The sequence below is a fragment of the Amycolatopsis sp. WAC 04182 genome, from assembly GCF_003947465.1.
Classification (GTDB): domain Bacteria; phylum Actinomycetota; class Actinomycetes; order Mycobacteriales; family Pseudonocardiaceae; genus Amycolatopsis.
Map to the genome: position 1 here is coordinate 865115 of NZ_QHJJ01000001.1, position 16664 is coordinate 881778.

Below are 16664 nucleotides of genomic sequence, written 5' to 3' on the forward strand. Positions count from 1 at the left end.
GATCACGCGTGTCCGCCTGCTCGACACAGGGAGCGTGGCCACCGCGCGATCATGTGCTCCACCAGGCGTTGTCCTGGCGCACAGAGGGTGCCGACCCGATCACCGGGACGAATATTCTATGGTGGCCCGGATGAGGTATCGGGAGATCTGGCTGCCCTTCGGCGTGTTTTCCGCCGCGCTGGGTGTGCTGCTCGTCCGTTTCCTTGTTCCGCGCCCGATCGGTATGGCGGACAACGGCGACGGCTGGCGCCTCCTGTGCCAGCTCGGCGCCCGCGAGCTCGACAGGCCTACCGAGTACTTCGTCCGCTTCTCCTACGGCCCCGCCCCGTTCTGCAACAGCGAGTACATCTCCAGCCAGAGCTGGATCGACAAGATCGCCAGCGAGATCGGGCAGCTGCTCGGCTCGTCGGCGATCCTGGACCTGCTGGTGCTGGGCGTGCTGGGCTGTCTGCTGGTCGCGGGCGGGATCGCCGCGATCGTGGCGGGCCTGCGCCTCTCGGTCCGGGACAGCGTCATCGCCACGGTCGCGCTGCTGCTGGTCGTGGCGGACTCGGCCTTCTTCGGCTACTTCGCCTCGGTGCTGAGCGAGGGCGCCGCCTTCGTCGGGATGATCCTGCTCGCCGGCGGGCTCCTGCTCATGCACCGCACCGGGCCGTGGCGGTACGCCGGCGCCGCGGTCACCGTGCTCGGCGCGATGATCGGGATCAACGCGAAATCGCAGACGCTGCTGCTGATCCCGGTGTTCGCGCTCGCACTGCTGTTCGTCCGGCCGCCGGGCAGCCGCGGCCTGGCCCGGTGGGCCCTGCCGCTGGCCGTGCTCGCCGTCGTCGGCACGGGCACGGCCCTGGTGCAGGGGGCGGGCGACTCGGCGAACGCGGAGTACCGCGAGGCCAACATGTACCACGTGGTGTTCAACGGGATCGTGGACGGGAAACACGACACCACCGGCGACCTCGCGGCGCTGGGTCTCCCGCCTCGATTCGCGGCCTACGTCGGCACCGACTGGTGGAGTTCGAACGCGGCTTGGCACGACCCCGAGTACGCCCGGTACCGCGACAAGATCAGCCGCCGCAACGTCGCCCGGTACTACCTCGATCATCCGGCGCGCGTGGTCGAGGTACTGCACCGGTCCGCGCAGGAGACGCTGACCGCGCGGGTGCCGAACCTCGGTAGCTTCGGCGAGCACGCAGGGCAGCCGCCGATGGCCAAGGAGTATCGGATCCCCGTCCTGTCCGGGATCACCGGCTGGATCGCGCCGCTGGGGTTGTTCGCCTTGCTGCCGATCTGGCTGCTCGTCGGCTGGGCGGGACTCCGCGCCTTCCGGAACCGCACCGGGCGCCGCGACATCGGCATCGTGGTGCTCATGTTCCTGCTGTTCGCGATGGGTCAATTCCTGGTCTCCGGCCTCGCGGAAGGCATCGAGAACATCAAACACCAGCAGCTGACGATCTTCCCGACCCTGCTCGCCGCCGCCTTCGCCGCGCTCTCGTTCCTTCCGCGACGCCCTGACAAACCGTCGGCGGCCGAGAAACGCGAGCCGGTGACCGCGACCATCTCCGGCTGACGCTCATTCGCGATCGGCGGGCCCGTTTCAAGCAAGATGGCACCACTCGGCGACAGCGCATACAACGAAGCCCGCGAATTTCCGAAAGTCCTTCGGACAGTGGAAGCTCCGGTCGCACGCGAGATTATCAGTCCAAGTCCTCACAAACTGGAAACACTTCGCTACCGCAGACGTTCATGATGTGGATTGGGCGATCATGCCACGTTCTTGGCTCTGCTCATCCTGGGCACAGGCCTTCCACGAATTTCATCGCGCCGAGCCGCTCCTCCTCTATTCACCTCGAACGCGTACCGTTAAGAGCCCTCACTGAACGGGCGTCGTTCCATACCGCGCCCGGCCCGCGTAGGCTGAGCGCCACCTACACGCGCTGAAGGGGCTCACGCGATAGTCATGGATCTCCGGGATACGACGGTCGTCACGCGGATATCCGCGAATATCGAGACCGAGGACTTCGCCGCGGCCGCCGCGCTGGGCGAACGTCTCATCGGCGAGTTCGACGCCACCGAGCTGGAGATCTGCCGGGCGGACCCCGAAGGCGGTTGGACGGGATATCTGGTCTCCGTCGGCTATCGTACGCCCCCGGCCGACGGCGAAGATTCCGCCGAAACACTGCATCGAGCCGCGGTACCCGCGCTTTTCCACTTCGGCCTGAACGCGCAATTCTTCGAAATTCACGGCACGCCGGACACCGGGCAATACGGAAGCTACGACGCCTATGACATCCGAGCGGACGGGTTCACTCTCTATTCGCTGATGGCGTCCGTCGGCGGCACCGATCCACGTGAGCCCGCATACGTCACGAGGCACGATTTCACCCCGCGCGCCGAAACCGATGTGATTTCGCGGGTGCATCTCTACGTCCCCACCGGTGACCTGCGCCTGGCCGTGGACCTGTGCGGCCGTCCGGCGGCCGACCTTTCGGCGTCTCTGGTCCGGATCAGCACGGACGCGGGTCCTTGCGAAGCGGTGTTGCTGTCGGCTTTCCCGGCTCTGGACGGGGAAAGCGGCGAAGAAGCGCTCAGGCGGGTCGCCGACGAGGTGGCCGACAGACTGTCGCAGGTGAACATGTCCGTCCGGGCCGTCCATACCGCACTGGAGGACGACCCGTTCTACACAGAACCCGGCTAGTTCGCCTCAGCCCGCGTGGGCGGCGAGCCGCTCTTCGCGGTCCGCGGTGATGAGCGCGTCCAGCACGCCGTCGAGGTCGCCGTCGAGGACCTGGTCCAGGTTGTACGCCTTGTAGTTCACCCGGTGGTCGGCGATGCGGTTCTCGGCGAAGTTGTAGGTGCGGACCCGCTCGGAGCGGTCGACGGTGCGGACCTGCGAGCGGCGCGCGTCCGACGCTTTCGCGGCGGCCTCCTCCTCGGCGATCGCCTGGAGGCGGGCCTGCAGCACCTGCAGGGCGCGGGCGCGGTTCTGGATCTGCGACTTCTCGTTCTGGCACGAGACGACCACGCCGGTCGGGAGGTGGGTGATCCGCACCGCCGAGTCGGTCGTGTTCACGCTCTGGCCGCCGGGGCCGGACGAGCGGTAGACGTCGATCCGCAGGTCGTTCGGGTCGATCTCGACCTCGACGTCCTCGGGTTCGGGGTAGATGAGCACGCCGGACGCGGAGGTGTGGATACGGCCCTGCGATTCGGTGGCGGGCACGCGCTGCACGCGGTGCACCCCGCCCTCGAACTTCAGCCGTGCCCAGACGCCGTCGGCGGCGGCGGAACGGCTCTTGATGGACACGGTGACGTCCTTGAAACCGCCGAGGTCCGAGTCGACCGAGTCGAGCACCTCGGCCTTCCACCCGTGACGCTCGGCGTAGCGCAGGTACATGCGCAGGAGGTCGCCGGCGAACAGCGCCGATTCCTCGCCGCCTTCACCCGACTTGATCTCCATGACCACGTCGGAGCCGTCGTACGGGTCGCGCGGCAGGAGCAGTTCGGTGAGTTTGGCCTCGAGCACGGGGATCTTGGCGGAGATCTCCTCGGCCTCGGCCGCGAAGGCCGAGTCTTCCGCTACCAGTTCCTTCGCCGTCTCGAGGTCTTCACGGGCGGTGTCGAGCTCGCGGACCGTCTTGACGACAGGGCTCAGCTCGGCGTACCGGCGGCCGAGCTTGCGAGCGCGCGCCTGGTCGGCGTGCACGGACGGGTCGGCCAGCTGCTCTTCCAGCTGGGCGTGCTCTTCGAGCAGACCCTTCAGCGAACTCGAATCCACCACTCCACCTCTCAACGGACCCTGATAGAACCATGAAAAACGGCGCCTACCCGGACATGCGGGTAGGCGCCGTCGTTCAAGCTACTTGGCGTCTTCGGCCTTCTTGCGCTTGCCGTAGCGAGCCTCGAAGCGCGCGACGCGGCCGCCGGTGTCCATGAGCTTCTGCTTGCCGGTGTAGAACGGGTGGCAGTTCGAGCAGATCTCGACGTGGAGGTTGCCGGAGGTCTTGGTGCTGCGCGTGGTGAATTCGTTGCCACAGTCACAGTTCACGTGCGTGACGACGTACTCGGGGTGAATACCGCTTTTCATGGTGTCCTCTCTCGTTGGCCCCGGGTCCCCGAGCGGGGTGAACCGGTGCCGGACTTCAGCGGATGATTTTGCCAGATGTGCTGGCAGTGGCGTCAACGCACCCCACCCTCCGCATATTCCGACACGTTGAGTTATCAACCATCGACGCCCGGTTGTACGAAATTTGTACTTGATCACGTGAAACTCTCCTTGTTGGTGATTCCTCAACAGGAGGTACTGATCATGCGCATCATCCTCGCCAAGGTGGCGAAGCCGGCCTCCGTCGCAGCGCTGGCCATCGCGGCCCTCGCCGTGGCTCCGGTCGCGGGAGCCACTCCGGCCGCCCCCGAAACGGCCGCCACCATCACCGCCGCCGACATCAACCCGGCCGCGGGGACGTTCACCACCCTGTCCGACGGCGACCTGGCCATCCAGGGCGCCGGCGACGGCACGCCCGCCGGCGCCGTCCAGTGGTTCAAGAACCGCATGGGCTCCACCGCGTACCAGGGCCTCTGTGAGAAGGCCGTCGAGAACGCGTACGGGACCACCGGCGTCTGGGCCTCGGCCAACGCGCACTGGAACGGCGCGAGCCCGAAGCACACGACCGGGACGCCGCCGAAGGGCTCCTTCGTGTACTGGAACATCAGCCAGTGGGGCCACGTCGGCATCGCCGACGGCTCCGGCGGGATCTACGCCTCCAGCATCGGCGGCAAGATCGGCCACGCGTCGAGCGTGCACTACTTCAACAACTACCGCGGCTGGACTCCTGCGGCGGTTCCGCACCGCTGAGCCCTCGGGGCGCGGCACGGACGTTGCGAAAGCCACTTTCGTAACGTTGAAGGTTGCGAAAGTGGCTTTCGCAACGTCCGCTCACCACGCCAGGCCCGCCGCCAGTGACCCCGCGAACCATTGAGGGGTAAGGCAAACGTGGCGCGGTCGGCGCAGGTGGTCGTGCGCGACGAGGGCCGAAGGCTCCCATCGCCGCATCAGACACAGTGAAGGGACCCTTCACCCCGCCACCGACCGCGCAGCGAACCAACCGCCGCCCAAGTACATGAAGGCCCCCTTCCTTGCGCCTGGCGCAGGGAAGGGGGCCTTCATGTACTTACGCGACCGACCGAAAAGATCAGTCGTCGTCGTTCGAGCCGAGGGCCGTCTTCGAGACCTGCATGAGGAACTCGATGTTGGTCTTCGTCTTGCGCAGTCGCGAGATCAGCAGGTCGATGGCCTGCTGCGAGTCCAGCGCGTGCAGCACCCGGTGCAGCTTGTGGGTGACCGCGAGCTCGTCCGGCGAAAGCAGCAGGTCTTCCTTGCGGGTACCGGACGGGTTGATGTCCACCGCGGGGAACACGCGCCGTTCGGCGATCTTCCGGTCGAGCTTGAGGTCCGCGTTCGCGGTGCCCTTGAACTCTTCGAAGATGACCGTGTCACCGGTGGAGCCGGTTTCGACCATCGTCGTGGCGAAGATCGTCAGCGAACCGCCGTTCTCGATGTTGCGCGCCGCGCCGAGGAACCGCTTCGGCGGGAACAGCGCCGTCGAGTCGACACCACCGGAGAGGATCCGGCCGGACGCCGGGGCCGCCAGGTTGTAGGCACGGCCAAGACGGGTGATCGAGTCGAGCAGCACGACGACGTCGTGGCCCATCTCGACCAGGCGCTTCGCCCGCTCGATGGCCAGCTCCGCGACCGAGGTGTGGTCGGACGGCGGGCGGTCGAAGGTGGAGGCGATGACCTCACCCTTCACCGACCGCTGCATGTCGGTGACCTCTTCCGGACGCTCGTCCACGAGCACGACCATCAGGTGGCACTCGGGGTTGTTCGTCGAGATCGCGTTCGCGATGTCCTGCATGATCGTCGTCTTGCCGGCCTTCGGCGGCGACACGATCAGGGCACGCTGCCCCTTGCCGACCGGCATCACCAGGTCGATGACGCGGGTGGTGAGCTTGTGCGGCTCGGTCTCGAGGCGCAGGCGCTCGTTCGGGTACAGCGGCGTCAGCTTGGTGAACTCGGGACGACGCTTGGACTCGTCCGGGTCCAGGCCGTTGATCGAGTCGACGCGCACCAGCGGGTTGAACTTCTGCCGCTGCTGCTCGCCGTCACGCGGCTGGCGCACGACACCGGTGATGGCGTCACCGCGGCGCAGGCCGTACTTGCGGACCAGCGACAGCGAGACGTACACGTCGTTCGGCCCGGCGAGGTAGCCCGAGGTGCGCACGAACGCGTAGTTGTCGAGCACGTCCAGGATGCCCGCGACGGGCAGCAGGACGTCGTCCTCGCGGATCTCGGTGTCGGGCGAACCGCCCTGCTCACGGCCACCGCCGGAACCGCGGCGGCGACGGTCGCGGAAGCGACGGCCGCGACGGCCGCCTTCCTCGTCGTCGTCGCCCTGCGGGCCCTGCTGGCCCTGGCGCTGGCTGTTGTCCTGGCCGCCGCCCTGCTGGTTGCGCTGGCGGTTGTCCTGGCCACGGCCGTCGCGGTTGCCCTGACGGTTGCCGCCCTGCTCACCGCGGTCGCCGCGCTCGTTGCGGTCAGCCCGGTCCCCGCGGTCACCGCGTTCGCGCTGGTCCCCGCGCTCGCCACGCTCACGCTGTTCACCGCGCTCACGCTGCTGGCCGCCCTGCTCGGGCGAACCCGCGGCACGGTTGGAGCCGCGGCGACGACGGTTGCGGCCGCCCTCTTCCTGCTGCGGCTGGCCGTCCTGCTGGGTGTTGTCCTGCTGCGCCGGCCGCTCGGCGGCGGGCGCGGAGCCGTTCTCCGAGACCTTTTCGGTCTTCTCGGCCTTCTCGGCGCGAGGAGCCTCGGCCGGAGCGGCTTCGGCCTTCGGGGCCTCCTGCTTCGGGGCCTCCGTCTTGGGCGCTTCGGCCTTGGGGGCCTTGCGCGGTGCATCGATCCCCTCGAGCGGAAGCGTTTCGCTCGCCGCGGCGGGGGTCTTGCGCTTGGTCTTGCCCTGGCGCTCGCGGATGGCCGCGATCAGATCGCCCTTGCGCATACCCGTGGTCTCGCCGATGCCAAGGTCCCCAGCGATCGAGCGCAGTTCGGCGACGGTCTTGCCGGTCAATCCGCCGACCGTGCGCTTGGGGGCGACGGCGCCGTTCGACTCGGCGGCGCCACCTTCGACGTCGCTCAAAAGATCGGTGTTGCTCACAAATGTCCTTCCTGACCGATCCACGCCTCCAGGTGGATCAGCGGACCGCCGCTCGCGTCCGATTGCGAAACGGCGTAATTGGCCCCCGATACGGGCGATCAGCTCCTCGGCCGTGTCGAACACAGCTAGAAGGCCTCCAGCACAGGGATTTGCGTCCTCCAAACGGAGGAAGCGGAATTCGGCACCGCCGGAACCGGGAACCCGCCTGCGTCCATCCGCTACTCCCCGCTTGCCAGGCGGTCTGCGGAACTGGCGGATCAACGAAGGATGCGGGCCAAGGATGACACTGGTCACCTGGACCGGCACCGGGTGCGGAAACGCACGGTGATCGAACGCCCCCGAGGGTAGACCGCGCCACGGTCCGGTGCAACAACCACCCCCCGCGTGGCGGGATGGGGCTCCGGCATGTGACCGAGGCTTTACTGAGCCGCAACCTGAACGCCGCCCGGATCGATCGGCAGCTCGGTGACGTCGAAAGACGTAACGTCGACGCCCGCCGGGAGTATTCCCCCGGTGGTCAGCGCGAGCACGGTCGGACCGGCTCCGGAGATGGCCGCGGCCACCCCTTCGGCCCTCAGCGCGCGCACCAGTTCGCTGCTCGCCGGGTACGCGGGCGCCCGGTAGTGCTGATGGAGCCGATCTTCGGTCGCGGAGAGCAACAGGTCCGGGCGCGAGGTGAGCGCGTGGACCGCGAGCGCCGCGCGGCCTGCCGTGAACGCCGCGTCGGCGTGCGGGACCTGGGCGGGAAGCAACCCGCGCGTGGCGTCGGTCGACGATCGCAGCGCCGGGACGGCGACCACGGGCCGGATGTCGTGGTGCGGCTGGAGCCGTTCGGCGCGGAACCGCTCGCCCTCGGTCCAGGCCACCACGAAGCCGCCCAGCAGGCTCGCCGCCGCGTTGTCGGCGTGTCCCTCGAACCCGGCGGCCAGCTGCAGCGCGTCGTCGTCCAGGGCCTTCTCAGCCAGCGCGTACGCCGCCGCGACACCGGTCACGACGGCGGACGCGGACGAGCCGAGGCCGCGAGCGTGCGGGATGGCGTTGAAGCAGCGCAAGTGCAGGCCCGGCGGCCGGAGGCCGAGGTGCTCGCAACCGCGCCGGAAAGCACGGACGACCAGGTGCGACTCGTCGGTCGGGACGTCGTCCACCCCGCCCGCGCCGACGTCGATCACCTCGATCTTGAGGCCGGCGTCGGTGATCCGGAGTTCGACCCGGTCGTACAACGCCAGCGCGAGGCCGAGTGTGTCGAAGCCGGGGCCGAGGTTCGCCGACGACGCCGGGACCTTGACCTCGATCAGCGTCATCGCAGGTCCAGCGCGGCGGCGACGGCGGTCGGGTCGACGGCGAGCGGCTCGACCTCGACGTTGCCCTCCAACGCCGTGGCCGGGTCCTTCAGGCCGTGTCCGGTGACGGTGCACACAACGGTCGAGCCCTTCGGCAGGCGCCCGTCGGCGGCCGTGGCGAGCAGGCCCGCGACGCTGGTCGCCGAAGCGGGCTCGACGAACACGCCTTCCTTGCGGGCGAGCAGCCGGTACGCCTCGAGGATCTTCTCGTCGGTGATCGCTTCGAACAGGCCCGCGGACGCGTTCTTCGCCTTCATCGCGCCGTCCCAGGACGCGGGGCTCCCGATGCGGATCGCGGTCGCGATCGTGTCCGGATCGGCCACCGGCTCGCCGTGCACGAGCGGCGCGGCACCGGCCGCCTGGAACCCGAACATCCGCGGGGTGTTCTTCACCACACCGTCGCCGGCGTACTCGGAATATCCCGCCCAGTACGCGGTGATGTTGCCCGCGTTGCCGACCGGCAGGCAGTGGATGTCCGGCGCCTGGCCGAGGACGTCGCAGATCTCGAACGCGGCCGACTTCTGGCCGGCGATGCGCACCGGGTTGACCGAGTTGACCAAGGTCACCGGGTAGTCGATCGCGGTCTTCTGCGCGAGTTCGAGGCAGTCGTCGAAGTTGCCGTCCACCTGGAGGATCCGCGCGCCGTGCTGCACCGCCTGGGCGAGTTTGCCCATCGCGATCTTGCCCTGGGGCACCAGCACCGCGCAGGTGAGCCCGGCACGGGCCGCGTAGGCGGCGGCCGACGCCGACGTGTTGCCGGTGGACGCGCAGATGACCGCCTTGAGCCCGCTGGCGAGCGCGTGCGTGATGGCGACGGTCATCCCGCGGTCCTTGAACGACCCGGTCGGGTTCACGCCTTCGACCTTGAGGTAGACCTCGCAGCCGGTCAGTTCCGAGAGGTGCGGGGCGGGCAGCAGCGGGGTGTTGCCCTCGCCGAGCGTGATCACCTTCGCGCCGGACGGGACCGGGATCCGGTCGGGATAAGCCTGGATGATCCCGGGCCACGGTTGGGGAATCACTGGTCTTCGCCTTCCACACGCATCACACTGACGACCTGGTTCACCACATCGAGTTTGGCAATGTCGTCCACAGTGGACCGCAATGCCGCGTCCGGCGCCAGGTGGGTGACCACGACCAGGCTGGCCGTGTCGTTGGCGTCGCGCTGCCGCACGGCGGCGATGCTGACACCGTGCCCGGCGAAAGCCTGGGCCACCTGGGCGAGGACGCCCGCTCGATCGGCCACGTCGAGACTGACGTGGTACCGCGTCGGCGTCTGGCCCATCGGCCTGACCGGGAGCGCGGCGTGCGCGGATTCGCGCGGGCCACGGCCGCCGACGACCCGGTTTCGAGCCACCGCGACGAGGTCGCCGAGCACGGCACTCGCGGTCGGCGCGCCACCGGCGCCCTGACCGTAGAACATGAGCTCGCCGGCGGCGTCGGCCTCGACGTAGACGGCGTTGTACGCGCCGCCGACCCCGGCGAGCTGGTGGTTGCGCGGGATCATCACCGGATGCACGCGCGCCGAAACGGATTCGGTGCCGTCGTCGGCGGTGACGCGCTCGCAGATGGCGAGCAGTTTCACCGTGCGGCCCAGTACCTTCGCCGCGGCGAGGTCCGACGCGGTGACGTCGGCGATGCCTTCACGGTGCACGTCGGACGCGGTCACCCGGGTGTGGAACGCGAGCGAGGCGAGGATCGCGGCTTTGGACGCCGCGTCGTAACCGTCGACGTCGGCGGTCGGGTCCGCCTCCGCGTAACCGAGCCTGCTGGCCTCTTCCAGCGTTTCCGCGTAACCGGCGCCGGTGGAGTCCATCGCGGACAGGATGTAGTTGGTGGTGCCGTTGACGATGCCCATCACGCGGGTGATGCGGTCGCCGGCCATCGATTCGCGCAGCGGGCGCAGCAGCGGGATCGCCCCGGCCACGGCCGCCTCGAAGTACAGGTCCACGCCCGCCGCGTCGGCGGCCTCGAACAGCTCCGCGGAATGCTCGGCCAGCAGCGCTTTGTTCGCCGTGACAACGGATTTCCCGGCCTTGAGCGCGTCGAGCAGCCACTGCCGCACCGGCTCGATGCCGCCGACCAGCTCGACGACGACGTCGACGTCCGGGGAGGTGACGAGCTTCGTCACGTCGGAGGTCACCAGTTCCGGCGGCAGCTCGGGGTGCTTGTCGGGGCGCCGCACCGCGATCCCCGCCAGCTCCACCCTGGCGCCCGCCCTGGCCGCGAGTTCCCCGGCCTGCTCGGTGAGCAGCCGGACGACCTCGCCGCCGACCGTCCCGCAGCCCAGCAGGGCGACCCTGATCACGCGTTCGTCCACAGTAGACACTTGCTAGACCTCCAGGCGCAGCATGTCGTCCGTCGTCTCCCGCCGCAGCAGCACGCGGGCGCTGCCGTTGCGCACGGCCACCACCGCGGGCCGCGGCTGCCGGTTGTACCCGCTGGCCATCGAGTAGCAGTACGCCCCGGTGGCCGCCACGGCGAGCAGGTCGCCGGGAGCAAGGGTGTCCGGGAGCCAGCAGTCACGGACGACGATGTCGCCGGACTCACAGTGTTTTCCCACGACCCGGGACAGCGCGGCGGCGGCCTGGCCGTCCCCGTCGTCGTCCGCGGACCGGGATACGAGACGGCAGTCGTACACGGCGTCGTAGAGCGCGGTGCGGATGTTGTCGCTCATGCCGCCGTCGACGCTGACGTAGCGGCGGGCGGCCTTGTCGCCGAGCGAGACGTCCTTGATGGTGCCGACCTCGTACAGCGTGATCGTGCCGGGGCCGGCGATGGCGCGGCCCGGCTCGCCGGCGATCCTCGGCACCGGAAGGCCCGCGTACTCGCATTCCTTGCGGACGATCTCGCGGATCTGCGTGATCATCTGCGCGGGCGGGGGCGGATTGTCCTTGTCGGTGTAGGCGATACCGAAACCACCACCGAGGTCGACGATCGACAGCTGGTCGAGCAGATCGGTGCCGTGTTCCTTGGCGAGTTCGGCCAGCAGGCCGACCACGCGGCGGGCGGCGACCTCGAAACCGTCGGCGTCGAAGATCTGCGAACCGATGTGGCTGTGCAGGCCGATCAGCTTGAGGGACGGCGCGTTGAGCACGCGGCGCACGGCCTCGGCCGCGTCACCGGAAGCCAGCGAGAAACCGAACTTCTGGTCCTCGTGCGCGGTCGCGATGAACTCGTGGGTGTGCGCCTCGACGCCGACGGTCACCCGGATGAGGACGTTCTGCACGACGTCGTGCCGGGCGGCGACGTCGGCCAGCCGCGCGATCTCGTAGTAGGAGTCGACCACGACCGTGCCGACACCGGCTTCGACGGCGGCTTCCAGTTCGGGCAGCGACTTGTTGTTGCCGTGGAAGGTGATCCGCTCCGCCGGGAAGTTCGCGCGCTGCGCGACGGCGAGCTCGCCGCCGCTGCAGACGTCCAGGCTCAGTCCCTGCTCGGCCACCCAACGGGCGATCTCGATGGACAGGAACGCCTTGGACGCGTAGTGCACGAGCGCCGGGTCGTCGAACGCCTCGGCGTAGTCGGCGCAGCGGGACTTGAAGTCGGCCTCGTCGACGACGAACAGCGGCGTGCCGTACTTCTCGGCGAGTTCGCGGACGTCGACACCGGCGATGCGGACGACGCCGTCACCGCCGCGGAAAGTGTTGCGGGGCCAGACTTTCGGGTACAGCCTGTCGAGTTCTTCGGGACTCGACGGCGGGAAACCGGAGGCGTCGGCGTGGGGATAGACGTCGGCGTGGCGGGGGCCCGCGGGGTGAGCCATTCTGGGTTACATCCGTTCCGGAGCAGAGACACCGAGCACGTTGAGGCCGTTCGCCAGCACCTGGCGGGCGGCCTGGCACAGCGCGAGCCGGGCGAACGTGAGGGGGGTGGCCTCCTCGTCGCCCTGGGGAAGAACACGGCCCACGGTGTAGAACTTGTGGTACGCGCCGGCGAGTTCTTCGAGGTACCGGGCGACGCGGTGCGGTTCACGCAGCTGAGCGGCCCGGCGGAGGACGGTCGGGAATTCGCCGATCGTGCGGATCAGATCGCCCTCGGCCGGCAGCGTGAGCAGGCCGAAGTCGACGTCGCCATCGGTTTTCAGGCCCAGGTCGGAAGCGTTGCGCTGCAACGAGGCCAGCCGCGCGTGGGCGTACTGGACGTAGTAGACCGGGTTGTCGTTGGAATGCTTGCGCAGCAGGTCGAGGTCGATGTCCAAAGTGGAGTCGACCGAGTAGCGGATCAGCTCGTAGCGGGCCGCGTCGACGCCGACGGTGCCGACCAGGTCCTCCATGGTGATCACGGTGCCGGCGCGCTTGCTCATCCGGACGGGTTTGCCCTCGGAGACCAGGTTGACCATCTGGCCGATCAGCACCTCGACCACAGCCGGGTCGTCACCGAAGGCGGCCGCGGCGGCCTTCAGGCGGGCGATGTAGCCGTGGTGGTCCGCGCCGAGCATGTAGATGCACAGGTCGAACCCGCGTTTGCGCTTGTCCTGGAAGTAGGCGAGGTCGCCGGCGATGTAGGCCGGGTTGCCGTCCTTCTTGATGACGACGCGGTCCTTGTCGTCGCCGTGCTCCTTGGACTTGAGCCACCAGGCGCCGTCCTCGAAGTACAGGTTCCCGGAGTCCTTCAGCTGCTGGACCGAGGACGCCACGGCGCCGGACTCGTGCAGCGAGTTCTCGTGGAAGTAGACGTCGAAATCGGTGCCGAAATCGTGCAGGCTCTGCTTGATCTCGGTGAACATCAGCTCGATGCCGACCCGGCGGAAGGTCTCGGCCCGCTCGTCGTCCGGCAGCGAAAGCGCGCTCGGCTCCTGGCGGATGACCTCAGCGGCGATGTCGTTGATGTAGCCGCCCGCGTAGCCGTCCTCGGGGGCGGGCTCGCCCTTGGCGGCGGCGATCAGGGACCGGACGAAGCGGTCGATCTGCGCGCCGTGGTCGTTGAAGTAGTACTCCCGGGTGACCAGGCCGCCCTGCGCGGACAGCACGCGGCCCAGCGCGTCGCCGACCGCGGCCCAGCGCGTGCCGCCGAGGTGGATCGGGCCGGTCGGGTTCGCCGAGACGAACTCCAGGTTGATCTTGACGCCCGCCAGCGCGTCACCGAGGCCGTACTTCTCCCCGGCGTCGAGCACCTGCTGGACGATCTGGCCTTGCGCGTCGGCCGCGAGCCGCAGGTTGAGGAAGCCCGGCCCGGCGACCTCGGCCGAGTCAATCCCGTCGGTCGCGGCGAGGGCCTCGGCCAGCGCGTCGGCGAAGTCGCGGGGCTTCATCCCCGCCTTCTTGGCCACCTGCAGCGCCAGGTTGGTCGCGTAATCGCCGTGCTCGGGGTTGCGGGGACGCTCGATCGTCACCTTCTCCGGCAGCACGGAATCGTCGAGGCCGCGCGCGGTGAGAACCTGCACGGCGGAGTTACGGACCAGGTCGGCGAGAGCTGCGGGAGTCACTCGCGGAATTCTAGGTGTGACCTGGTCCGGGCTTCGCAGCGACCGCCGGAAGGTGTGAGCCAAGCCGGTGATCTTCCGGCTGTTCACGGTGATCAGACGCGCGGTCTCTACACTGGCCCGCGCAGGGACCACCCCCTTTGGAGAACGCAGGAGCCATGGCTAACGGGACAACCAGAAAAAAGGGCGCGTCGTCGAAGAACGCCATGAAGGCCGCCCGTAGTTCCGTCGTGTCCAAGAAGGGCACGCCCTGGGGCACGATCATCGCCGTCGTCGCGATCGTCGTCCTGGCGGCCTCGGTGGTCACCTATTACATGGTCGCTTCCGCGCCGAAGCGCGAGCAGAAGACCCGCGAAGAGGCCGCGGCCGCCTTCGCGCCCTCGCAGCAGGACCCGGATCCCTCCAAGCGCATCCCCGGCGTGACCACGGCCACCTACGAGGGCTCCGTGCACGTCACGGCCGCCGAGCGCGTCAACTACGACAAGACCCCACCCTTCGGTGGCCCGCACGACCAGGCCTGGGCCGCGTGCAACGGCGTCGTCTACGAAAAGGCCGTCCGCAACGAGAACATGGTCCACGGTCTCGAGCACGGCGCGGTCTGGATCGCCTACAACCCGGCGCAGGTCACCGGCGAGGCGCTGGACCTGCTGAAGGTGCGCGTCGAGGGCAAGCCGTACACGGTGATGTCGCCGTACCCGAACCTGGACAAGCCGATCTCCGTACAGTCCTGGGGCCACCAGCTGAAGCTGGACTCCGCCTCCGACGAGCGGATCGACCAGTTCATCGCCGCGCTGCGCACCAACCCGTTCGGTGCGTACCCCGAGCGTGACGCCACCTGCGACGCGCAGATCGAGCCGGGCGACTTCGACCCGGCCCCGCCGGGTCCGGACGCGAAGCCGATGGACTACAAGGGCACCGCGGGCACGCAGCAGGACCAGCCCGGCGCCGGCCAGCCGTCCGCGCCCGCCACCCAGCCCTCGGCGCCCGCGAGCAAGTAGTGAGCCAAGTGGACCCCGATCCCCAGGACGAAGCAGCACGGTCGGCCAAGAGCCGATGGCTGGTGATCGGGGCCGCCCTGGTCGTCATGCTGATCGTCGGCTTCGGCCTCGGCGCGCTGACGACCAGGCTGATCGACTCCGAACCGGAGCAGACGACGCCCGGCGCGGGCTCGGTCGAGGTTGGCTTCGCGCAGGACATGTCGGTGCACCACCTCCAAGCCGTCACCATGGCGGGCTGGGCGCGGGACCACACGACCGATCAGGCGATCAAGACCCTCGCGTTCGACATCGAGCGCACGCAGACCGGCCAGGTCGGCCGGATGAAGGGCTGGCTGGGCCTGTGGGGCCAGCCCGAGCAGACGACCGGCGCCTACATGACCTGGATGACCGAACCGATGTCCGGCCACGGCGGGCACGGCGGCGACATGAAGCCGTCGAACGGCGCGCCGATGCCCGGGATGGCGACTTCGGCCGAACTGGCCAAACTGCGGTCGCTGACCGGCAAGGAGATGGACGTCTTCTTCCTCCAGCTCATGCTGCGGCACCACCAGGGCGGGACCGAGATGGCGCAGTACGGCCACGATCACACGTCGATCGCGGACGTGAAGTCGCTGACGCAGAGCATGCTCGTGTCGCAGGGCGCCGAGATCACCCTGATGAAGGGGCTCCTTCAGGAGCGCGGCGCGGCCCCCTTGCCCGCCTGACGACCCATGCGTTTCGTCCTCTGAATGCGGTAGTTCGCTTTGCCGACTACCGCATTCAGAGGACGAAACGCGTCAAGGGGTCACCAGGAGAGTTCCTGGCAGCGTTTAGCGCATTGGGGCACTTCTATCTGCAGGGTCGCGTGCTCGATCGAGTAGCGGTCCGCCAGGAGGTTCTGCGCCTCGGTCAGCACCTCGGCCTGCTCGACGGTCGGCGCGATGGTGAGGTGCGCCGAAGCGACCTCCATGCCCGAAGTCAGCGTCCAGACATGCAGGTCGTGGACGTCCTCGACGCCCTTCAGCCCGCCGAGTTCGGCCTGGATCCCCGCGACGTCGACCCCCTTCGGTGCGTGCTGGAACAGGATCCGCAGCGCGCGGCGGGCGAGGGCGTAGGTGCGGGGCAGGACGAACAGGCCGATCGCGACACCGATGATCGGGTCGGCGTAGCGCCAGCCGGTCAGCAGCGTGATCGCGCCGCTCAGCAGCACACCGACGGAGCCGATCAGGTCGGCGAGGACTTCGAGGTACGCGCCGCGGACGTTGATGCTCTCCTCCGCACCCTTGCGCAGGATCAGGAACGAGACGATGTTCGCGACCAGGCCGGCGGCCGCGGCCAGCAGGACGGGCAGGCCGGGCACCGCGGGCGGGTCGCTGATCCGGCCGATGGCCTCGACCAGGACGTAGCCCGCGACGCCGAACAGCAGGATGGCGTTGGCCAGGGCCGCGAGCACTTCGGCGCGGTAGAACCCGAACGTCCGGGTCAGCGTCGGGCCGCTGCGCCGGGCGAGCAGGATGGCCGCCAGTGCCATGCCGACCCCGAGGACATCCGTGAACATGTGCGCGGCGTCGGAGATCAGCGCGAGCGAACCGGTGGCGAACCCGACGACGAACTCCATGACCATGAAGCCGGCGCCGATGACCAGCGCGATCGTCAAGCTCTTGAGGTAGCGGCCTGACGCGCTCGACGGCGAGGCCGTTCCATGCCCGTGCCCGTGACCCAT

At 68.8% G+C, this 16664-nt stretch carries 14 protein-coding genes; 5 read left to right on the forward strand and 9 right to left on the reverse strand.

Features of this window, described 5'->3' with window-relative positions:
• The first annotated feature begins 130 nt into the window (after positions 1–130).
• Positions 131–1564 carry a hypothetical protein gene (locus tag DMH01_RS04435; RefSeq protein ID WP_125673812.1) on the forward strand — a complete coding sequence of 478 codons (1434 nt, stop codon included), beginning with the start codon at positions 131–133 and terminating at the stop codon, positions 1562–1564.
• 390 nt (positions 1565–1954) lie between these two features.
• The gene (locus DMH01_RS04440) at positions 1955–2692 is read left to right on the forward strand and encodes a hypothetical protein (protein WP_125673813.1); all 738 of its coding nucleotides are present in this window, start codon (positions 1955–1957) and stop codon (positions 2690–2692) included.
• A 6-nt stretch (positions 2693–2698) separates the two neighbouring features.
• Here the strand turns inward: DMH01_RS04440 and prfA are convergent, their stop codons facing one another.
• On the reverse strand, positions 2699–3769 hold the full coding sequence (gene prfA, locus DMH01_RS04445; protein WP_125673814.1) for a peptide chain release factor 1: 1071 nt from the start codon (positions 3767–3769) through the stop codon (positions 2699–2701).
• A gap of 81 nt (positions 3770–3850) precedes the next feature.
• A complete protein-coding gene (gene rpmE, locus DMH01_RS04450; RefSeq protein ID WP_007028345.1) occupies positions 3851–4078 on the reverse strand; it encodes a 50S ribosomal protein L31 in 228 nt (75 codons plus the stop codon).
• Between the two features lie 222 nt (positions 4079–4300).
• On the opposite strand from rpmE, the gene DMH01_RS04455 reads away from it, so the two are divergent.
• Positions 4301–4846 carry a CHAP domain-containing protein gene (locus DMH01_RS04455; RefSeq protein ID WP_125673815.1) on the forward strand — a complete coding sequence of 182 codons (546 nt, stop codon included), beginning with the start codon at positions 4301–4303 and terminating at the stop codon, positions 4844–4846.
• 337 nt (positions 4847–5183) lie between these two features.
• On the opposite strand, the gene rho is transcribed toward DMH01_RS04455, so the two are convergent.
• The 6 genes from rho to argS all read right to left on the reverse strand — a co-directional run bounded on the left by rho (position 5184) and on the right by argS (position 13967).
• Positions 5184–7202 (reverse strand): transcription termination factor Rho, encoded by a 2019-nt coding sequence (rho, locus tag DMH01_RS04460; protein WP_125673816.1) that lies wholly within the window; start codon positions 7200–7202, stop codon positions 5184–5186.
• A gap of 419 nt (positions 7203–7621) precedes the next feature.
• Positions 7622–8503, reverse strand: coding sequence for a homoserine kinase (gene thrB / locus DMH01_RS04465; protein WP_125673817.1), 882 nt, complete (start codon positions 8501–8503; stop codon positions 7622–7624).
• A complete protein-coding gene (thrC, locus tag DMH01_RS04470; RefSeq protein WP_125673818.1) occupies positions 8500–9561 on the reverse strand; it encodes a threonine synthase in 1062 nt (353 codons plus the stop codon). The genes thrB and thrC overlap by 4 nt, the downstream gene beginning before the upstream one ends.
• Positions 9558–10868, reverse strand: a complete 1311-nt coding sequence (locus tag DMH01_RS04475; RefSeq protein WP_199745361.1) for a homoserine dehydrogenase — start codon at positions 10866–10868, stop codon at positions 9558–9560. Before DMH01_RS04475 ends, thrC begins: the two co-directional genes overlap by 4 nt.
• Before the next feature lie 3 nt (positions 10869–10871).
• The gene (lysA, locus tag DMH01_RS04480) at positions 10872–12305 is read right to left on the reverse strand and encodes a diaminopimelate decarboxylase (RefSeq protein ID WP_125673819.1); all 1434 of its coding nucleotides are present in this window, start codon (positions 12303–12305) and stop codon (positions 10872–10874) included.
• A gap of 6 nt (positions 12306–12311) precedes the next feature.
• Positions 12312–13967 carry an arginine--tRNA ligase gene (gene argS, locus DMH01_RS04485; RefSeq protein ID WP_125673820.1) on the reverse strand — a complete coding sequence of 552 codons (1656 nt, stop codon included), beginning with the start codon at positions 13965–13967 and terminating at the stop codon, positions 12312–12314.
• 203 nt (positions 13968–14170) lie between these two features.
• On the opposite strand from argS, the gene DMH01_RS04490 reads away from it, so the two are divergent.
• Positions 14171–14962 carry a DUF3105 domain-containing protein gene (locus tag DMH01_RS04490; RefSeq protein WP_125674322.1) on the forward strand — a complete coding sequence of 264 codons (792 nt, stop codon included), beginning with the start codon at positions 14171–14173 and terminating at the stop codon, positions 14960–14962.
• 8 nt (positions 14963–14970) lie between these two features.
• Complete coding sequence (locus DMH01_RS04495) at positions 14971–15666, forward strand: DUF305 domain-containing protein (protein ID WP_125673821.1); 696 nt, start codon at positions 14971–14973, stop codon at positions 15664–15666.
• Between the two features lie 80 nt (positions 15667–15746).
• On the opposite strand, the gene DMH01_RS04500 is transcribed toward DMH01_RS04495, so the two are convergent.
• Positions 15747–16664, reverse strand: a complete 918-nt coding sequence (locus DMH01_RS04500) for a cation diffusion facilitator family transporter (RefSeq protein ID WP_125673822.1) — start codon at positions 16662–16664, stop codon at positions 15747–15749.

Excerpts from the sequence above, each read along its gene's own strand:
- DMH01_RS04435 (WP_125673812.1), top strand. The coding sequence starts at position 131 with ATGAGGTATCGGGAGATCTGGCTGCCCTTCGGCGTGTTTTCCGCCGCG.
- DMH01_RS04440 (WP_125673813.1), top strand. The coding sequence starts at position 1,955 with ATGGATCTCCGGGATACGACGGTCGTCACGCGGATATCCGCGAATATC.
- rpmE (WP_007028345.1), bottom strand. The coding sequence starts at position 4,078 with ATGAAAAGCGGTATTCACCCCGAGTACGTCGTCACGCACGTGAACTGT.
- DMH01_RS04455 (WP_125673815.1), top strand. The coding sequence starts at position 4,301 with ATGCGCATCATCCTCGCCAAGGTGGCGAAGCCGGCCTCCGTCGCAGCG.
- thrB (WP_125673817.1), bottom strand. The coding sequence starts at position 8,503 with ATGACGCTGATCGAGGTCAAGGTCCCGGCGTCGTCGGCGAACCTCGGC.
- lysA (WP_125673819.1), bottom strand. The coding sequence starts at position 12,305 with ATGGCTCACCCCGCGGGCCCCCGCCACGCCGACGTCTATCCCCACGCC.
- DMH01_RS04490 (WP_125674322.1), top strand. The coding sequence starts at position 14,171 with ATGAAGGCCGCCCGTAGTTCCGTCGTGTCCAAGAAGGGCACGCCCTGG.
- DMH01_RS04500 (WP_125673822.1), bottom strand. The coding sequence starts at position 16,664 with ATGGGTCACGGGCACGGGCATGGAACGGCCTCGCCGTCGAGCGCGTCA.